The following is an 18,208-nucleotide window of genomic DNA, read 5'->3' as shown; positions in this document are numbered from 1 at the left end:
TGAGGGGGAAATCATGAACGTTTTTGATCTGCGCGAGCAATTAGTTAAGGATTATTCTTCTTATATCAACAGCTTTATAAACATACGAGATCCCCGTATACGTGCATACATAGATGAAAAGCTTAATGGCGGCCTGCTCTGGCCCGATCCTTTGATTCAAATCAATCCAGCCTTTGAACCTGGCCATTGGGTGGACGAACTTGTGGCTCAAGGTGTTCTCTATTCAACCTGCAATGCTGTATTTCGACGCAAAAGCGAAGCCAACCCGGTTGGTGAACGCTTTCGGTTTCACCGGCACCAGGAAGAAGCGATCCGGGTCGCGCGCACAGAACAGAATTATGTATTGACCACCGGCACTGGTTCGGGAAAATCCCTTGCTTACATCGTTCCAATTGTTGATTATGTCCTGCGTCATGGCAGCGGTCATGGTGTGCAAGCTATCATTGTTTATCCGATGAATGCCCTGGCCAACAGCCAGCTAGGTGAGTTGAAAAAGTTTCTCAGTCTGGGATTCCCGGACGGTCGTGGCCCAGTTACCTTTGAACGATATACTGGACAAGAAAACGACGATGAGAAACGTCGGATCATGTCCAACCCGCCAGATATTCTTCTGACGAACTATGTCATGCTTGAACTCATCCTGACTCGGCCAGAAGAGCGGAGAACGCTGGTCAATGCTGCTCAGGGACTGCGCTTCCTGGTTTTGGATGAACTACACACCTACCGCGGACGGCAAGGCGCAGATGTGTCCATGCTCGTTCGGCGGGTTCGCACAACCCTCAATGCCACGAATCTACAGTGCATTGGTACATCAGCTACCATATCAAGCACAGGCCGGATTTCCCAACAGCAGCAAGATGTTGCCGATGTGGCTGGAAAACTCTTTGGCGACACGGTCTTGCCAGAAAATGTTATTGGTGAAACGCTTCGTCGCTCGACGCAACAACTCGATCCCGGCGATGGTATCTCTCAAACCGCATTACGAGAAAGAGTACTTACCGGCCAATCTCCCAGCAATTATGCAGAATTGGTCAGTGATCCGCTGGCATCCTGGGTCGAAACTACCCTTGGTTTGAGGACGGACGAAACAGGAACTATCCGGCGCGCCAGACCACGAAGTTTACAAGGTGCAGATGGCGCAGCGAGGCAGTTGAGCCAGGAAACTGGATTATCTGAGGATATCTGTCTCGCTGCTCTGATCGATGTGTTGATGACTGGCTATAAAACTCGCAACCCTGAAACCGGATTTCCTGTGTTTGCCTTTCGCCTTCATCAATTCATCAGCCGTGGTGATACGGTCTATACGTCACTAGAGGCTGAGGTTACCCGCCATCTAACTATCAGCGGGCAGAGGTATGTTGCCAGAGATCGCTCCAAAACATTATATCCATTGGTTTTCTGCCGGGAATGTGGTCAAGCGTACTATGTAGTACGTAAATACCATGACCCCGAAGCCTCGGTCGATTTATTCGTCCCGCGTGAGTTTGAAAACCGATCCGATGATGAAAATGGCGAGGTTGGTTATCTTTACTTAAGCGATGACGATCCCTGGCTGCCGGAAAGGGTGCTTGATCGTGTGCCTGAGGATTGGCTGGAGGAACACAACGGCGATTTGCGTATCCGCTATACCCAACGAAGAAATCTCCCCGAAGAATTTACCGTCAATCCTGCCGGGCAAGTGGGCATGGCCGGTGCTACTGTGCAGTTCCTGCCAGGCAAATTCCGATTTTGTTTACACTGCGGCGTTTCCTACAATCCACGTCAGGGCAGTGAATACGCCAAGCTGACCCAACTTAGTTCCGGCGGGCGGAGCACGGATACCACCATCCTGAGTCTCTCGTTGATCCGCCAGTTACGTCGAAACCGTGACCTGGTCGAGAAGGCCCGGAAGATGCTCAGTTTCACGGATAACCGACAGGATGCTTCACTCCAGGCTGGCCATTTCAACGATTTTACCGAGGTGGCCCTATTGCGTTCGGCGATTTATCGTGCTGTTCAACAGGCTGGAACAAACGGTATTGCCCATGAAGTGCTTCCTCAACGCGTGTTCGAAGCGCTGGGTTTGGATTTCAGCCTGTACGCCATTGATCCGGGTGTGCGCTTTGCTCAGAAATTCGAAACCGAACGCGCCCTAAGAGAAGTTTTGGGCTACCGAATATACCGTGATTTGAAGCGCGGCTGGCGAATCACTTCTCCAAATCTTGAACAGGTTGGACTTTTAGAGATCTCCTATCGTTCACTCGATGATGTCTGTACGGCTGAAGATGTCTGGCAGAATATGCACCCCGCTCTGGTGATGGCATCGCCCGAAACACGGTTCCAAATTTGCAAGACCCTGCTAGACTTTATGCGCCGCGAGTTAGCCATCAAAGTGGATTACCTGAACCCAACCCACCAAGAAACCCTTAAGCAGTTGAGCAGCCAGCGGCTCAGAGCACCCTGGGCATTAGATGAAAACGAGAGATTGGATCATGCAGCGGTGCTGTTCCCCCGTTCCAGGCAAACACATAACAATGCGGATGAATATCTGGGAAATGTCTTCCTTTCAGCGCGAGGCGGCTACGGTCAGTATCTGCGACGACGGAACAATTTCCCCGAATACCCGAACAACCTAAAGACTGATGAAACACAAGAAATTATTCGCCAAATACTCGAAGCTTTGCGAGTTGGTGGCCTGGTTCAAATTGTCCCGGAGGCTAGCCAGACAGGAGAAGTAAACGGATACCAGATACCGGCTGATGTGATGGTCTGGAAAGCTGGCAATGGAGCTCACGCGTTTCACGACCCTATCCGTGTGCCACGCGAGCCCGAAGGTGGTACACATGCCAACCGGTATTTCATTGATTTCTATCAGCAAGTAACCAGTGACATGCATGGCCTGGAAGCGCATGAACACACCGCTCAGGTGCCAGGCGAAGTGCGAGAAGAACGTGAGAAGGATTTCCGCGAGGGCAAACTCCCCATTCTTTACTGTTCGCCAACCATGGAATTGGGCGTGGACATCTCTGAACTGAATGCCGTGAACATGCGCAATGTTCCCCCGACGCCAGCCAATTATGCACAGCGCAGCGGGCGCGCAGGGCGCAGTGGACAACCGGCGCTGGTCTTTACGTACTGCACGATGGGCAGCCCGCACGATCAGTATTATTTCAAACGCCCTAACCTGATGGTGGCTGGTGCAGTGACGCCGCCGCGCATCGATTTGACCAATCAAGATTTATTAAAAGCACATGTCCACTCCATATGGCTGGCGGAAACCGGCTTGAGCCTGGGGATCTCCTTGAAAGACTTACTCGACCTATCCGGTGAAGAACCAAACCTGGAAGTGCTTGACTCGGTTCGTGATGCCCTTGATTCGCCCAGCGCTCGCCAACGGGCATTGATCCGGGCTAGAGTGGTACTTAGCTCCATTGAAAGCGAACTGCAAAACGCTGACTGGTATAGCGACACCTGGTTGGAGGGAGTGATCAACAATATCCCACTGGATTTCAACCGTGCTTGCGAACGCTGGCGCACGCTTTACCACGCCGCCAAGGGCCAGCAGAAAACCCAACAGCGCGTTATTGATGATGTTTCGCGTTCGTCACGAGATCGCGACCAGGCTCGGCGCTTGCGTCAGGAGGCAGAGAGCCAGATCGATCTATTGACAGACAGTGAGAACGTGATCCAGTCCGACTTTTACTCCTACCGTTATTTTGCCTCGGAAGGCTTTTTACCCGGTTACAGTTTCCCGCGTCTGCCCATCTCAGCCTTCATTCCAGGTCGGCGGCTGCACGGCGACAAAGACGAATTCTTATCGCGTTCGCGCTTCCTGGCCATATCGGAGTTTGGGCCGCGTTCGATTATATATCACGAAGGCTCGCGCTACGTGATCAATAAAGTCAACCTGCCTGTCGCGGATAGCGGAGAAGGATTGGTCACCAGTTCGGCCAAGCAGTGCCCGAATTGTGGCTATTTCCATCCCATTGTGGGAGGCATGGGCCCGGACCTGTGCGAACGCTGCAACAAGATGCTGGATAATCCACTTCCTTTCCTCTTCAAACTACAAAATGTGTCTACCAAGCGCCGCGACCGGATCAGTTCCGATGAAGAAGAACGTATGCGCCAGGGCTTTGAGCTACGCACCGCTCTACGTTTCCAGGAAACCCAGACGGGTGAGTTATCGGCGCAGTCGGCCCGGCTCGTAGCCCAGGATGGGACGCTGATGGCCAGTCTAACTTATGCCGGAGCGGCCACCTTGTGGCGTATCAACATGGGGTGGAAACGGCGCGCCAATCCCAATGAAACAGGGTTCGTTTTGGATGTCGAGCGCGGTTACTGGGCCAAGGAAAATGACAACCAGGATGATCCGGACGACCCAACCTCACCGCGCACCCAGCGCGTGATCCCCTTTGTGGAAGATACCAAAAACAGCCTGTTGTTCGAGCCGGCCCAGAACCTGACCCCGGCCCAGATGGCCTCCTTGCAGGCGGCGCTGAAATCAGCCATTCAAGTCAAATATCAGCTTGAGGATAATGAGTTATCCGCAGAACCGCTGCCGGATGCTAATAGCCGAAAACTGATCTTATTCTATGAGTCTGCCGAGGGTGGAGCCGGAGTGCTGCGGCAGTTGGTAGACCGCCCGCAGGCCTTTGCCGATATAGCCCAGACGGCCCTACAGCTTTGCCACTTTGATCCTTTAACTGGCGAGGATCTGCGCCACGCCGAGAATACCAAGGAAGAATGTGAAGCAGCCTGTTATAACTGCCTGATGAGTTACTACAACCAGATGGAACATCGCCTGCTTGACCGCCAGTCGATCAAGGAACTCCTGATGATTTTGACTGGAGCATCGGTCCAGTCCTCCCCATCGGCGTTATCGAGGGCTGAGCATTTGCGCCGGCTGAAGAACCTATGCCAGTCCGACCTGGAAAGGGATTGGCTGGATTTCCTCGAGCAGCGCAATCTAAACCTGCCCTCGCATGCCCAGAAGCTGGTGGAAAGCTGCCACACCCGCCCAGACTTCCTATACGAGCGAGAATGTATGGCCATTTATGTGGATGGTCCACATCATCTCTATCCGGAACGCCGCCTGCGCGACGCGGCCCAGGCTGAGTGCATGGAAGACCGGCTCGGGTACCTGGTGGTTCGCTTTGATGTCAACGATAACTGGGAGCAGATCATCTCTCACTTCCCGCACATTTTTGGAGGGAATCCATGAGTTTTGCCGTTGGCTCCCTGGTAAAAGCGCGTGGGCGCGAGTGGGTGGTGCTGCCCGAATCAGACGAGGAAATGTTGATCCTCAGACCACTGGGCGGTAGGGACACGGAAATAGCCGGGATTTACCTGCCGTTGGAAGGCGCTCAGGTAACTCAGGCGCATTTCGACCTGCCTGATCCCAACCAGGTGGGCGACTATCTATCAGCACGCCTGCTGCGCGACGCGGTTCGTTTGGGATTTCGATCCTCGGCCGGGCCGTTTCGCTCATTTGCCCGACTGGGGTTTGACCCGCGACCGTACCAACTCGTCCCGCTGCTAATGGCGCTTAAACTGGACCCGGTGCGCCTGCTGATCGCCGATGACGTAGGTATTGGGAAGACCATTGAAGCCGGGCTGGTGGCACGCGAACTGCTGGATCGGGGCGAAGTCGAACGCCTGGCTGTGCTTTGCCCACCGCAGTTAGCGGAACAGTGGCAGGCGGAACTGCGTAGCAAGTTCAACATCGAGGCGGTGCTGGTCTTACCCGGTACCGCTGCCCGCCTGGAGCGTGACCTTTTACTCGGCCAGTCTCTCTTTGACATCTATCCCTTTGTGATCGTGTCAATGGATTTCATCAAAACCGAACGGCGGCGCAACGAATTTCTGCGTACCTGTCCGGAGTTGGTGATCGTTGATGAAGCCCATACCTGCGCCTTTGCCGAAGGCCGGGGACGCCACCAGCGTCACCAATTGGTGCGCGATCTGGCAAAGAATGCGGACCGGCACATGATTCTGGTAACTGCCACGCCCCATTCCGGTAAAGAAGACGCCTTCCGCTCCCTACTGACCATTTTGGATGAAAACTTTGAAGGCTTGCCCGATGACCTGACCGGGGAGCAGAACCGCCGCCACCGGGTACGCCTGGCTGCTCATTTTGTCCAGCGTCGGCGCGCTGATATCCGCCACTATATGGATGCCGATACACCTTTCCCAGAACGCATGGAAGGCGAAGCAACTTATAAACTTTCGCCCGAATACAAGCGCTTGTTCGAACGTGTGCTGGAGTATGTCCGCGAAAGCGTTCGTGACGTGAAGGATGCTGGCGGCAATCACTTTCGCCAGCGTGTGCGCTGGTGGTCGGCGCTGGCCCTGCTGCGCTCGCTGGCTTCCAGTCCGCGGGCGGCCGCGGCGACACTCCGCAACCGCGCTTCGACCGCTGACGCGGAGACGCCCGAAGAAGCCGACGAAATCGGCCGCCGGACGATCCTGGACCTGACCGACGATGAAAACCCGGAAGGTATGGATGTCGCTCCAGGCAGTGATACCGGCGAGGACGATGCGGCCCAAACAAACCGCCGCCGGCTGTTGGAGATGGCGCGGGCGGCCGAGACTTTGGAGGGCGATAAGGACGAAAAGCTCAAGAAATCAGTTGGCATGGTGCGTGACCTACTGGCGCAAGGCTACCGTCCGATTGTGTTCTGCCGTTTCATCCCTACCGCTGAATACGTAGCCGAAGAACTGCGCAAGCAGCTGCCCAAAAAGGTGGCGGTGGAAGTCGTCACGGGCACGCTGCCCCCCGTCGAGCGCCAGGCTCGCGTTGAAGCGCTGGCCGAGTCCGAAAGCCATGTACTCGTCTGCACCGACTGCTTGAGTGAAGGCATCAACCTACAAGATCACTTTGATGCAGTTGTTCATTATGATCTGTCCTGGAACCCGACCCGCCACGAGCAACGCGAGGGCCGCGTGGACCGCTTTGGCCAGCGCGCTCCGACCGTGCGCGTGTTGACCTATTATGGCGTTGATAACCAGATCGATGGCGTAGTGCTGGATGTACTGCTGCGCAAGCATAAAACAATCCGTTCATCTTTGGGTATTTCCGTACCGGTACCTGTGAACACCGAAGAGGTGGTGGAAGCAATCTTCGAGGGCCTGCTGCTGCGCTCCAAACCAACCGCGCTCGATAACTACCTACCCGGCTTCGAAGAATACATGAAGCCGCAGAAAGAGGATCTATACAGCAAGTGGGATGCGGCCTCCGAGCGTGAGAAACGTTCACGCACTCTGTTTGCCCAGGAAACGATCAAGGTGGATGAAGTCTCCCGGGAGCTAACCGCCGCTCGGTCTGCCGTTGGAGCAGGCGTGGATGTGAAAGCTTTTGCCCTGCAGAGCCTGCGCCTGTTAGGCGGTGTCGTGTCAAGCAATGGGTCGATGGACGTGGATCTGACCGAAACGCCCCAGGCGCTGCGCGACCTATTTGCCCAGGCAATTGGCCCATCCTTCAAATCCAAGATTTCAGCCCGTTTTGACCTGCCATTGCGCGAGGGGCAGTTGCTGCTGACGCGCACCCACCCAGTGATGGAAAGCCTGTCGAGTTTCATCTTGGAAAGCGCGTTGGATCCATTGGCAGCCCATGGAATCAAGAACCCGGCCCGGCGCGCCGGTGCAATCAGCACATCCGGAGTTTCCCGGCGCACGACGCTGCTGCTGGTGCGCTTCCGTTATCATATTCTCACCAGACGGGGTAAGAACGAGGAAGAAAGGCCGCTGCTGGCGGAAGAACTGGCCCCGATCGCCTTTGCCGGATCCCCTCAAACTGCCGAATGGCTTTCTTCAGATGAAGCGGAGAAACTACTCCAACTCACACCAGATGCCAATGTCTCCCCTGACCGGGCGCGAGAATTCCTGCAACGGGTAATCGATGGTTTTGAGGCTCTCCAGCCGCATATCGACGAGACCGCCAGGTTGTTAGGGAAAGATCTGCTTGCCGCCCATCAGCGCGTGCGCAGCGCCAGCCGGCAGACCGGCCTGCAAACCCGGGTTGAGCCGAACTTGCCGGCGGATGTCATTGGTATTTATCTCTATCTGCCAAAGGTATAGAAGAATAATAGTATGCAAAAACGACGAGGGATATCAGATCACACAACAACCTGTCCATATTGTGGACATCGGTGTTTACATGCCAATTTGGATGATCATATAAAGCGAATTCATCCGGATATGGTTAATCTCGAAGCATACGTTGAACAGCTACCACGGACACGCCCTCAACAATGGTGGGATCAACATAAACCTTACCTAGAGCCCGATCTCGTGTTTGATAATGGAATGCCGCCAGTTGAAGTGGATGCAGAAAAAGAGTACCAAAAGAAAGTTCAAGCAAACAAAAAACCAGTTAAACCCCCAAAAAAGGCATCGAAGAAGAATCAAACAAATTGCCCAGAATGTGGGGAAATCATCTATTCAAGTAGACTGGAAGCTCATCTTTACAAGTTTCATGGATTGAAAAAAGATCCTAATACCCAAAAGCTGGTAATCGTTCCTATCGTTAATGAAAATGGGCAGATAGTTCCTCGTTTCATCCAATGTGATGCATGCGGTTTTTGGATTGCTGAAGATAAACTTCCAAACCATAAACAAGCGCATCAATTCTTTGCACCCCTAGTAAATTGGTCTGATGTTTTATGCCCTGCCTGTGGTCTCTTATTGGCAATCACCCAATTGAGTGCACATATGCGGGCAAAACATCCGTTATTCCCAAAAAACGATTTGAAGGATGCGTTCAAATCCTATTACGGCCCAGAAAGAACAAGGTTTCCAGACCATCCGCTTGGTAATGATGACAAGACCTCCCATTAATTCATCAGGATAATCGCATTTATGCCTGTTAATCAACACAACCCCTTCACCACCATCCACACCGAGGGCGCGCTGCTCCCGATTGATCTACTCCAGCGCATTGTCGCCGGCGACTCTACTCTCGGCGGGCTGGACGCGGAAAGCTATCACCTGCCCGGCAGTGAAAAGTTAAACGAAGCCATTAACCGCTCGTGGAACCGCCTGCTGGGTGCATGGGCAGCCTTCCAGACTTCGCGCGGACGGCTGGGTGTAGGCGATGTGGGCACAACCCTGACTCGCGAGCGCTGGCTGATGCCGTTCTTCCAGGAACTTGGCTATGGCCGGCTGCAGGCCGCCAAAGCAATCATATTGGAGGGTAAGGAGTATCGCGTTTCGCACGCCTGGGGCGAGGTGCCCATCCACATTGTGGGCTGCGGCGTGAACCTGGAACGGCGCCAAGCGGGGGTGACCGGTGCAGCTAAATCTAGCCCTCACAGTCTGATGCAGGAATATCTTAACCGAAACCCCAACCAGTTGTGGGGCATGCTTTCCAACGGCCTGACCCTGCGCGTACTGCGCGACAATGCTAGCATGACCCGCCAGGCTTACCTGGAATTTGACCTGGAAGCCATGCTGACTGGCGAAGTGTACGCCGACTTTGTGGTCCTCTGGCTGGTCTGCCACCAATCCAGGGTGGAGACCCAAGAAGGCAAACCGGAAACTTGCTGGCTGGAAACCTGGTCGAAAGCCGCCCAGGAGCAGGGCACGCGCGCGCTGGATAAGCTGCGCGACGGGGTGGAGCAGGCCATCACTGCCCTGGGTGGCGGCTTTCTGGCTCACCCGGGCAATACCGCGCTCAAAGCCAGGCTGCGCTCTGGCGCGCTGACTCGCGAGGGGTATTATCGCCAACTGCTGCGCCTGGTCTACCGCCTTATTTTCCTATTTGCCTCTGAAGACCGCGACCTGTTATTAGACCCGCAAGCTAGCTCGGCTGCTCGTGAACGTTATCTGAAATACTACTCGGCCACCCACCTGCGCCATCTGGCGGAGCAGTCGCGCGGCGGACGACACCCGGATTTATATACGACCCTGCGACTGGTTTCTGCCATGCTGGGCGGGCGTGAGGCGAGCGGCGTGGGGTCTAAAGGTCTGGGTCTGCCGGTACTGGGCAGTTTCTTGTTTTCAGCCGAAGCGCTTCCCGATCTGGAGACAGCCGAATTGGAAAACAGCGCGCTGCTTTCGGCGGTGCGGGGATTGGCCTTTATCCTGGACGGGAACACCCGCCGGACAGTGGACTACCGCAACCTGGGCACGCGCGAGCTGGGCAGCGTGTACGAGTCGCTGCTGGAACTGCATCCGCTGATCAATATGGATGCCGGCATGTTTGAACTGATTACAAGTGCCGGCAACGAGCGCAAGACCACCGGTAGCTATTACACCGCCGAGGATCTGATCAAGGTCCTGCTCGATTCAGCCCTGGACCCGGTCATCCTGCAGGCCATCCAGCGCGCTGGACCATCCATCGAAGCGCAGATTGCGGCGCTGTTGGCTTTGAAAGTGTGTGACCCGGCCTGCGGCAGCGGCCACTTCCTGATCGCCGCCGCGCGGCGGATTGCTCGCCGGTTGGCGCAGCTGCGCTCCGGGGATGAGGAGCCTTCGCCGGAGATCACGCGCACTGCCCTGCGTGAGGTAATTCAACACTGCGTGTATGGGGTGGACATCAACCCCATGTCGGTCGAATTGTGCAAGGTCAACCTGTGGTTGGAGTCGATCGAGCCTGGAAAGCCGCTCTCCTTCTTGGACGCCCACATCCGCTGCGGCAACAGCCTGGTAGGTCTAGGACCCAAGATGCAGGTGAATGAACTAGAAGTGCCAGACAATGCCTTCCAAGCGGTTACCGGCGATCACAAGCCAACCGCCGCGTTGCTGAAAAAGCGCAACAAGCAGGAGCGCGAGGGTCAGGAATCACTCTTCGTGACGATGCTCAAAACGCGCGAAGACCTGGGCGCTTGGCTGGCGGAACAAGCCCGCGCCCTGGAAGCCATGCCCGAGGAAAGCGCCGCCGAGGTGCAGGCCAAGGCAGAAGCTTACCAGCAGGTCAGCGCATCAGCTGAATACCGCCGGCAGCAACAGATTGCTGACCTCTGGACGGCAGCTTTTTTCTGGCAGATCAAAGAGCCGGCTGGAAAGGCGCTCGAAATCACGGCGCCTACTCTCAGGCAACTGCGCCGGTTGCGCGGTGGCAGCGCGACCCAGATGGGACTTCAGGAGGAGGTGGCACGAATCAGGGAATCGCTGGGCTTCTTCCATTGGCCGCTGGAGTTTGCCGAGGTGGCGGCCCAGGGTGGCTTTGACTGCATCCTGGGCAACCCGCCATGGGAACGCATCAAGCTACAAGAGGAAGAATTTTTTGCAACTCGCGATCCAATGATTGCTACTGCGGCCAACAAGGTTGCCCGCCAGAAGGTGATCGATCAGCTGACCAAGACAAACCCGGTACTAGCACAGGCATTTGAAGAGGCCAAACATGCTGCCGAAGGCAGCAGTAAATTCATGCGTGCATCAGGGCGCTACCCATTGACTGCCGTGGGTGATGTCAATACCTATGCACTCTTTGCCGAGCATTTCCGGGTTTTGTTGGGTACACATGGTCGTGCTGGAATTATCCTGCCAACTGGTATTGCTACAGACGACACTACAAAAAAGTTTTTTGGAGATTTAATTTTCAACCACGCTTTAGCACAGTTATGGGGGTTTGAGAATGAAGATTTTATATTCCCGGCAGTTCACCATGCTTTTAAATTTTGCGCACTTGTTATCGTAGGGCAAAGTGAAAAAGTTGTCTCACCAGATTTTGTCTTCTTTTGTCGTAACTTCGAAAAGCTAAAACAATTTGAGCGTCACTTTACCTTTACTTCACAAGATATAGCAACTGTCAATCCGAATACCCGGACAATTCCTATCTTTCGCACACGTACTGATGCTGAGTTAACCCTAAAAATATATCGGCGCATACCTGTGCTTGAAAATGAAAATTCTGGTCAAAATAATTGGGAAATTTCATTTTTAACCATGCTCCACATGGCAAATGACAGCAATTTATTTCTCAACAAACCTACAGAAAGTAGTCTATCTCTTTATGAAGCGAAAATGGTGTGGCTATACAACCATCGTTTCGGAACTTATGAAGGTCGGATAGATCGTGGGTTTACCAACCTAGAACCAGCTACAACAGAACAGCTACGTGATGTTGCTTGGAAGCCGATGTCTTTCTATAGTGTGGAAAAATCGATCGTCGATGGTAGGCTCAAAAATTATTCATCTATGTGGTTAATGGGTTTTCGTGATGTGACCAATGCAACCAATGAGCGCACCGTTATTTTTAGCATTATCCCAAAGTCGGGTGTAGGTCATACTCTGCCATTAATGTTTACTAACTACACAAATAAATTGCCATGTTTACTTGGGTGTCTTAACAGCATAATACTTGACTATACTGCAAGACAAAAAGTTAGTGGTATGCATCTTACATTCACATACCTTAGGCAACTTCCTGTTTTACCTCCAGAAATTTTTACTCCCGCTGATTTAGATTTTATAGCCCCTCGCGTGCTCGAATTAGTTTACACTGCTTATGACTTGAAACCTTTCGCAGAAGATATGGGTTACTACAGCGAACCATTCTCATGGGACGAAGATCGCCGCGCACTGCTGCGCGCTGAACTGGATGCCTATTATGCCCGGCTCTACGGTCTGACCCGCGATGAACTGCGTTATATCCTCGACCCGCAGGATGTCTACGGTCCGGACTTCCCCGGCGAAACATTCCGGGTGCTCAAAGACAAAGAGATGCGGTTGTATGGTGAGTATCGCACCCGCCGGCTGGTGTTGGAGGCCTGGGACCGATTGGAGGGGGTAGCGCCGGCTCCGGTCAGCGTGCCTGTTGAGGTTTCTACCTCGCCCAAAACAGAATCCAAAGCGGTACAAGTCAAACCGGTGGTAGAGCAGGCGAAAGAAAAGTCCATGCCAGAGCCGGCGCCGGAATCACAGCCGATGCTGTCGAATTTTGGGTTGTATAAGTGCGGGGTCTGCGGGAAGATGGTGATGGGTTACGACAGGGAGAATCACCAGAAGGAAACGCATAGCGGGAAGAGCGTCGAGTGGAGGAAGATGAGATGAGAAACCGAGCGAAAAGAAATAAAAAAGGGAAGATGAAATTTAATTGGTTCCAAATTACTCAAGAAAGTCGAAGTAAATGGGAGGAAATTTGCCCACCAAATGAATTCCGTGTAATTTCAGGCAGCGCCATGCCAAGTTTATCTGCAATTTTGCCACCTAAACTAACGAATAAGTTTCATAGCGTTGTTATTGCCGGATCTCCTGTAGCAGGAGGGACTGTGTATTACATGGCCAATGGAAATCGTATCGATGCAAGCGGAAGTGCAATCGATCAAATGCCTTTCGGAATAGCGTTTGTTGGTCAAAACGCAAGTGGAAGCGCCTGTTTGATCCAACACGGTGATTACGAAAACCGAACAACCTACCCCCCGGCTGATTTCTGGACACAAATAAGACAAAGTGGAATATACAATTATTACCCATTACAGGAATTGCCCGAAAAACCAGCCGGAAAATTGTCAGAGTTGAAGGTTAAGAGTCAGCTTAATGCATTTGAAATATTAAGAACTCAGATAGAACCATTAATTGAAAATGATGCGGATTCCACTGAATCATAGAAGCATTTTAGAAGTACCAAGAAAAACGCAGCCCCATGCTGTACGACTTTCGGCTGCATAGGTGTGGGGTCTGTGGGAAGATGGTGATGGGGTTTGAGAAGGAAAGTCACGAGCGGGAAAAGCATGGTGGAAAGAGCGTCGAATGGAAGAAGATGAGGTAAGAATGCCTGAAAATGCAAAGGTTCAATTGAAGTGGGTATACACGCCAACGGACTTCTTTGAAGAGAAAGAAACCACTTTGTTGCCCGATTATGAACATACCATTGAGAATGGTGAAGTGACTGTTTCTATGGATCTGAATGAATACCAAAGTCTTCCTGGTACTCAGGAACAATTGCATAATCTATTGATAGGAATTTTTAGAGGAGCGGCTTTAGTCTCACAAAAACCTTTTACCCTCAAGGCCGGTGGTCAGGAAACAATTTATCCCGATGGTCGGAGAGATGTTAGCTTACAGATAGACTCCGCTGTAATAAAAATGACGGCAGGAACCATCGACATTATTGTCAAGGATCAAAATGGGCAAGTTATCGCCGATTCAAAACAGGAAAGGCTAAACAAGCGGAGGAGACTTTCGATCCTCTCTGCCAAGTATAGGGATAACGATCCAGTTGTAGAAAGCATTCTTTCCAGCTTTGAAAAATCTCTTAATAACCCTGAAACAGCGCTTGTTCATTTATATGAAATCCGAGATGCCCTTGCGAAAAAATTCTCGGGAGAGGCGATTGCCAAAAGAGAGCTTGGAATTTCCAGTTCAAAATGGAGTAGGCTTGGCCGATTAGCGAATGATGAACCACTCAATCAGGGAAGGCATAACGGAGTTCATATCGGTGCGTTACGTGATGCCACAAACAGTGAACTGGAGGAAGCGCGAAATATAGCTATCGAGATGGTTGTGGCCTATTTGGAATATTTAAAGACACATCCACCGAGGTTGCCATAGATAGTGAAGCTTCGCTGCTCGTCTGACATAAGCTGACGGTTGGATCGGTTAAGAGTGGGAACTGCGGGAAGTTAGTGCGGGGAGTTGAGAAAGAGAGTCATGAGCGGGAGAAGCACAGCGGGAAAAGCGTCGAGTGGAAGAAGATGAGATGAGATAGGGTTTTGCAATAAGAGGAATACCTTAATGACAGACGAAGATAACAAGCAAAAGAAACCTCTTACAAGGGACCAGATCCTCAAAGCTGAGACAGGGCCAAAGGTATACCAACTACCCAGTGGATTGACCTTACGGGTTGCTTTCATATCATGGGGAATGTTACGGGAAATCAAAAAAAGTGTAGAGTCAGTTTCTGGTGGGGATAAAGAGCGAGTATTCACTGAAAAGGTTATCTCGTGGATGTTGCGAGGGAGTGATCAAAAAGATTTCCATGCATTTTCTATAGAGGACCAACGCCAATTGATTGAGATTGCCGTTGAAGTATGGGGTTGCGAAGAGGAATATGAGCAATTCGCGGAGATTGAAAAACCTGAAGTACGGTTTTACCAAGCAGTAGAACAACAGGAACGGGAACTGGCAAAACAACTATCAGAGTATGTCAGCGCAATCACGGCGAACCTGGCGAGCGCGATAGCGCCCTTGAAAAACGTGCAAATGGAATTATCCTCTTCAATGAAGGGAATGCTAGAGCAATTTGGGGGCGTTAGTAAAATTGGTGAAGTATTCCAGAATTTAAATGCACATGCCGTTGAGCAAATGGGAGATATTTATCGACTTCAATCTCCGATCCTTGGTATTGCTGAGGAACTCTCAAAGATGCAGCGTTCCTTAGTTTCACCTGCTCAAAGTACCTTGCTAGAAAGCTTGGGGGGTACGATTACAAGTTACCAAAATCTGATGAAAGATGTACTTCCGGTTGAGAGGTTTTCAGTCCTACCCGATTCTGTAAGATATTACCCAACAATTGAGATGCGCAACTCATCCATTCTAGCGGCGCGTTGGGTTGAGGAAAACAATTCTCAACAACAAGAAGAGATCATCACACCAGAAAATACAGAGCTATTAACATGGTTGGAGAATCTGGATCCATCATTTCCAAACATGCTTCTAGGTGCCGAACAAACCATTTATTCACCAAATCCAGACCATTGCCGGCATTTTGCCAGCAGCCACAGAGAATTATCGACCCATATCTTGCACTTATTGGCTCCCGATGAAGCTGTAAAAAAATGGACCACGGACCCAAACCATTTCGACAAAGATAGTAAGCCAACCCGGAAGGCAAGGCTTAAATTCATCGCAAGAAATCATAGCAACGATACCTTTGTCGATTTCCTGATCAAGGATTTTGAAAATCAAATGGCTTTACTCAACGCTGACGAGCATCGACGAACACAGGAATATACAGAAAAAGTATTAATCGCTTTACACAAACGTTTCCTATCTATGCTAGGCTTTATCAAGGAAATTACGTCTTCCCATTCATGATTCAAATGCATTGAAGGAGTGGTTATGCTTTTCCCAATTGAACAACTGATCAATAATCGTGAAAAGCCAACCTGCATTCGCCAGGATCAGACGATCAGGGAAGCATTGGCATTAATGTTGGAAAAAGAGTTTAGCCAGCTACCGGTTATTGACAGTAGTGGCGAATTGCTTGGGCTGATCTCGGATGAAGTAATAACGCAACGATATTTCCACTTGCGGGGTGAAGTGGCCTTGCTTGACTTAACGGTGGATCATTGCTTGATTCCCGCAATAACCTTGACGAAGGACCGCGATATTTTCGAAGCCTTGGACCGTTTAAAGAATGTATATGCCGTTGTCATCGTTGATGAAGACAACCGGCCTACTGGCATTCTATCTGAATTTGATATGGCTCATTTCTTCCGCGATTTAACCGAGGATTTACTGATTGTAGAAGATATAGAGATCTCGCTTAGGCAGATTGCTGAGCGAGTATTATCAACCGATCAAGCGATGAAGCAGGCATTAATCAATGCCCATGGGGAAGATGATAAAAACCCAGGTGAACCTAGAGTTGAGCTTGAGGGACAGACCTTTGGACAACTTACCAATATGATCATTCATTCCAAGAACTGGCAACTATTTGAAGAGATCTTCCAACCCCAGGATGTTTTCAAAAAATTTATGAAAGAAGTACAAGAAAACCGAAATCAGCTTGCTCACTTTCGTGGTGATCTGGATGTTATCCAAAAAAGTGCGCTCAAAGCCGCCAAACAATGGTTGGAGGCCAGGCCAAAGCTAAAAATGGCTAAAGTCAAGAAGATCAAACAGGTAGATATCACCAGAGCAGAGACAGCTCGTATGAAAAGTGGGACCAGTAAATATGATGCGATTAACTCGCATCTTGAAGGTCTCCAGAATGATGGCTTGACTAGCGTTCGGATGGAATTTCGCGATCTTGAAACATTGCTTGGATTTGTACTCCCCGAGTCGGCACGGAAATATCACGCCTGGTGGCAGAATGACTACTACACCCACTCTCATGCACGATCATGGATGAGTGCCGGCTGGCTGGCTGAAGACCTCGATTTAAATGCTGAGCAAATTTCATTTCGCAAGAGTCAATCGGCTAAATACCCCCTGTTCTTCGATGACCTGTTGAAGCGTCTCAAAAAAGAGCGACCAGGTATTACACGTGCAGAAAAAGCTTCTGTCCAAAATTGGTTTTCGTTTTCATCAGGTGTGAGCGGCTTTACCTATGGCTGGGTATTACCGAAAGAACCCGTTCTGAGGGTGGAGCTTTATATTGATACAGGGGAGAAAGATAAAAATAAAAGCGCGTTTGGCCGGCTTTGCGAGAAGAAAAAGGAGATCGAAGACAAAATTGGCCATCCGTTGGAATGGGATCGGCTAGATCGCGCTCAGGCATGCCGGATTTCCCTCACGCGGCAATTCTCATTTTTGGACCCAATTAATGAACAGGAAGCAACCAAAACCTGGGGAGTGGAAACAATGGTAAAGTTTGTGGAAGCTTTTCAACCTCACATACGAATGGCCTTGTAGATTAACACATGCCGCAAAGTGGATAGAATGGGTAAATTACCACGAGCAACGCAAATAGAAATAATGGAGCATCTGAAAGCCCTTCTGGGTGATGAAGCCGTGATTGTGACCTCCCAGGTATGCGAGCTATTGATTAAGGGCGAGTCACAAGATGCACTAAGGGTGTTGAAAGAATTGGATCAAAGCATTGGAGGAATCGGGGTTCATTGTAGAAAACCTGATGAAAAACTACCTGGGGTGTATCGAGCTTTAACCTATGTTGAAATGCCATTACACAAATCAGATCCCACAGATGCAGCCCGTGGGATGATTGTGGCAGCAGGTGGATATCTTGAAGACTTGATCGCCCGTGGCCTCGGACCAGAATTCTTCATGCATATACTGATCGACTTTAAAAAAGCGCCGTTAGGTGCTATGGTCGACCTGATTAGAATTTCTATCCCTTCCGGATTATTTGATGAGCTGAAATGGTTTAGTGGTCGTGTCTATAACTATGCTAAGCACGATTTTGATTCAGACAATCGATCCGATCCCATTGGGGATCATTATTTTGGATTGGATGAGGGTATTGCAATCTACTTTATTGCAAGAAAACTTGGAGAAGAGCTTATTACGGTAAGTAGAGTGGATCATGAAAAGCTGGTTGCTATATCATGATGAACCTCAATTCTATTTTGTGACTTGAGCACATGAGAGCTAACCACAGGAA

At 51.0% G+C, this 18,208-nt stretch carries 9 protein-coding genes; all 9 read left to right on the top strand.

Annotation, left to right across the window (positions count from 1 at the left end):
* Window positions 1-13: 13 nt before the first annotated feature.
* Window positions 14-5,200, top strand: a complete 5,187-nt coding sequence (locus LARV_RS05005; RefSeq protein ID WP_075072598.1) for a DEAD/DEAH box helicase — start codon at window positions 14-16, stop codon at window positions 5,198-5,200.
* Entirely contained in the window at window positions 5,197-8,055 is a 2,859-nt protein-coding gene (locus LARV_RS05000) for a helicase-related protein (RefSeq protein ID WP_075072597.1), read from the top strand. Before LARV_RS05005 ends, LARV_RS05000 begins: the two co-directional genes overlap by 4 nt.
* A 12-nt stretch (window positions 8,056-8,067) precedes the next feature.
* Window positions 8,068-8,814: a hypothetical protein gene (locus LARV_RS20110; RefSeq protein WP_152031705.1), complete on the top strand. Its 747-nt coding sequence runs from the start codon at window positions 8,068-8,070 to the stop codon at window positions 8,812-8,814.
* Between the two features lie 21 nt (window positions 8,815-8,835).
* Complete coding sequence (locus tag LARV_RS04990; RefSeq protein ID WP_075072595.1) at window positions 8,836-12,972, top strand: Eco57I restriction-modification methylase domain-containing protein; 4,137 nt, start codon at window positions 8,836-8,838, stop codon at window positions 12,970-12,972.
* Window positions 12,969-13,529, top strand: a complete 561-nt coding sequence (locus tag LARV_RS20105) for a hypothetical protein (RefSeq protein ID WP_152031704.1) — start codon at window positions 12,969-12,971, stop codon at window positions 13,527-13,529. Before LARV_RS04990 ends, LARV_RS20105 begins: the two co-directional genes overlap by 4 nt.
* 142 nt (window positions 13,530-13,671) lie before the next feature.
* Window positions 13,672-14,472 (top strand): hypothetical protein, encoded by an 801-nt coding sequence (locus tag LARV_RS04985; RefSeq protein ID WP_075072594.1) that lies wholly within the window; start codon window positions 13,672-13,674, stop codon window positions 14,470-14,472.
* A gap of 183 nt (window positions 14,473-14,655) precedes the next feature.
* Window positions 14,656-15,957 carry a pPIWI-associating nuclease domain-containing protein gene (locus tag LARV_RS04980; protein ID WP_075072593.1) on the top strand — a complete coding sequence of 434 codons (1,302 nt, stop codon included), beginning with the start codon at window positions 14,656-14,658 and terminating at the stop codon, window positions 15,955-15,957.
* 24 nt (window positions 15,958-15,981) lie between these two features.
* Window positions 15,982-17,499 (top strand): DUF4268 domain-containing protein, encoded by a 1,518-nt coding sequence (locus LARV_RS04975; RefSeq protein ID WP_075072592.1) that lies wholly within the window; start codon window positions 15,982-15,984, stop codon window positions 17,497-17,499.
* A gap of 27 nt (window positions 17,500-17,526) precedes the next feature.
* A complete protein-coding gene (locus tag LARV_RS04970) occupies window positions 17,527-18,156 on the top strand; it encodes a hypothetical protein (protein ID WP_075072591.1) in 630 nt (209 codons plus the stop codon).
* Window positions 18,157-18,208: the final 52 nt, after the last annotated feature.

The organism is Longilinea arvoryzae (assembly GCF_001050235.1).
Classification (GTDB): Bacteria; Chloroflexota; Anaerolineae; order Anaerolineales; family Anaerolineaceae; genus Longilinea; species Longilinea arvoryzae.
Note: the sequence above shows the minus strand (reverse complement) of the source record. Positions and strands in the feature narration are given on the sequence as shown.

Coding starts and splice junctions, on each gene's coding strand:
- LARV_RS20110 (WP_152031705.1), top strand. CDS start 8,068: ATGCAAAAACGACGAGGGATATCAGATCACACAACAACCTGTCCATAT.
- LARV_RS05005 (WP_075072598.1), top strand. CDS start 14: ATGAACGTTTTTGATCTGCGCGAGCAATTAGTTAAGGATTATTCTTCT.
- LARV_RS04990 (WP_075072595.1), top strand. CDS start 8,836: ATGCCTGTTAATCAACACAACCCCTTCACCACCATCCACACCGAGGGC.
- LARV_RS20105 (WP_152031704.1), top strand. CDS start 12,969: ATGAGAAACCGAGCGAAAAGAAATAAAAAAGGGAAGATGAAATTTAAT.
- LARV_RS04975 (WP_075072592.1), top strand. CDS start 15,982: ATGCTTTTCCCAATTGAACAACTGATCAATAATCGTGAAAAGCCAACC.
- LARV_RS05000 (WP_075072597.1), top strand. CDS start 5,197: ATGAGTTTTGCCGTTGGCTCCCTGGTAAAAGCGCGTGGGCGCGAGTGG.
- LARV_RS04970 (WP_075072591.1), top strand. CDS start 17,527: ATGGGTAAATTACCACGAGCAACGCAAATAGAAATAATGGAGCATCTG.
- LARV_RS04985 (WP_075072594.1), top strand. CDS start 13,672: ATGGAAGAAGATGAGGTAAGAATGCCTGAAAATGCAAAGGTTCAATTG.
- LARV_RS04980 (WP_075072593.1), top strand. CDS start 14,656: ATGACAGACGAAGATAACAAGCAAAAGAAACCTCTTACAAGGGACCAG.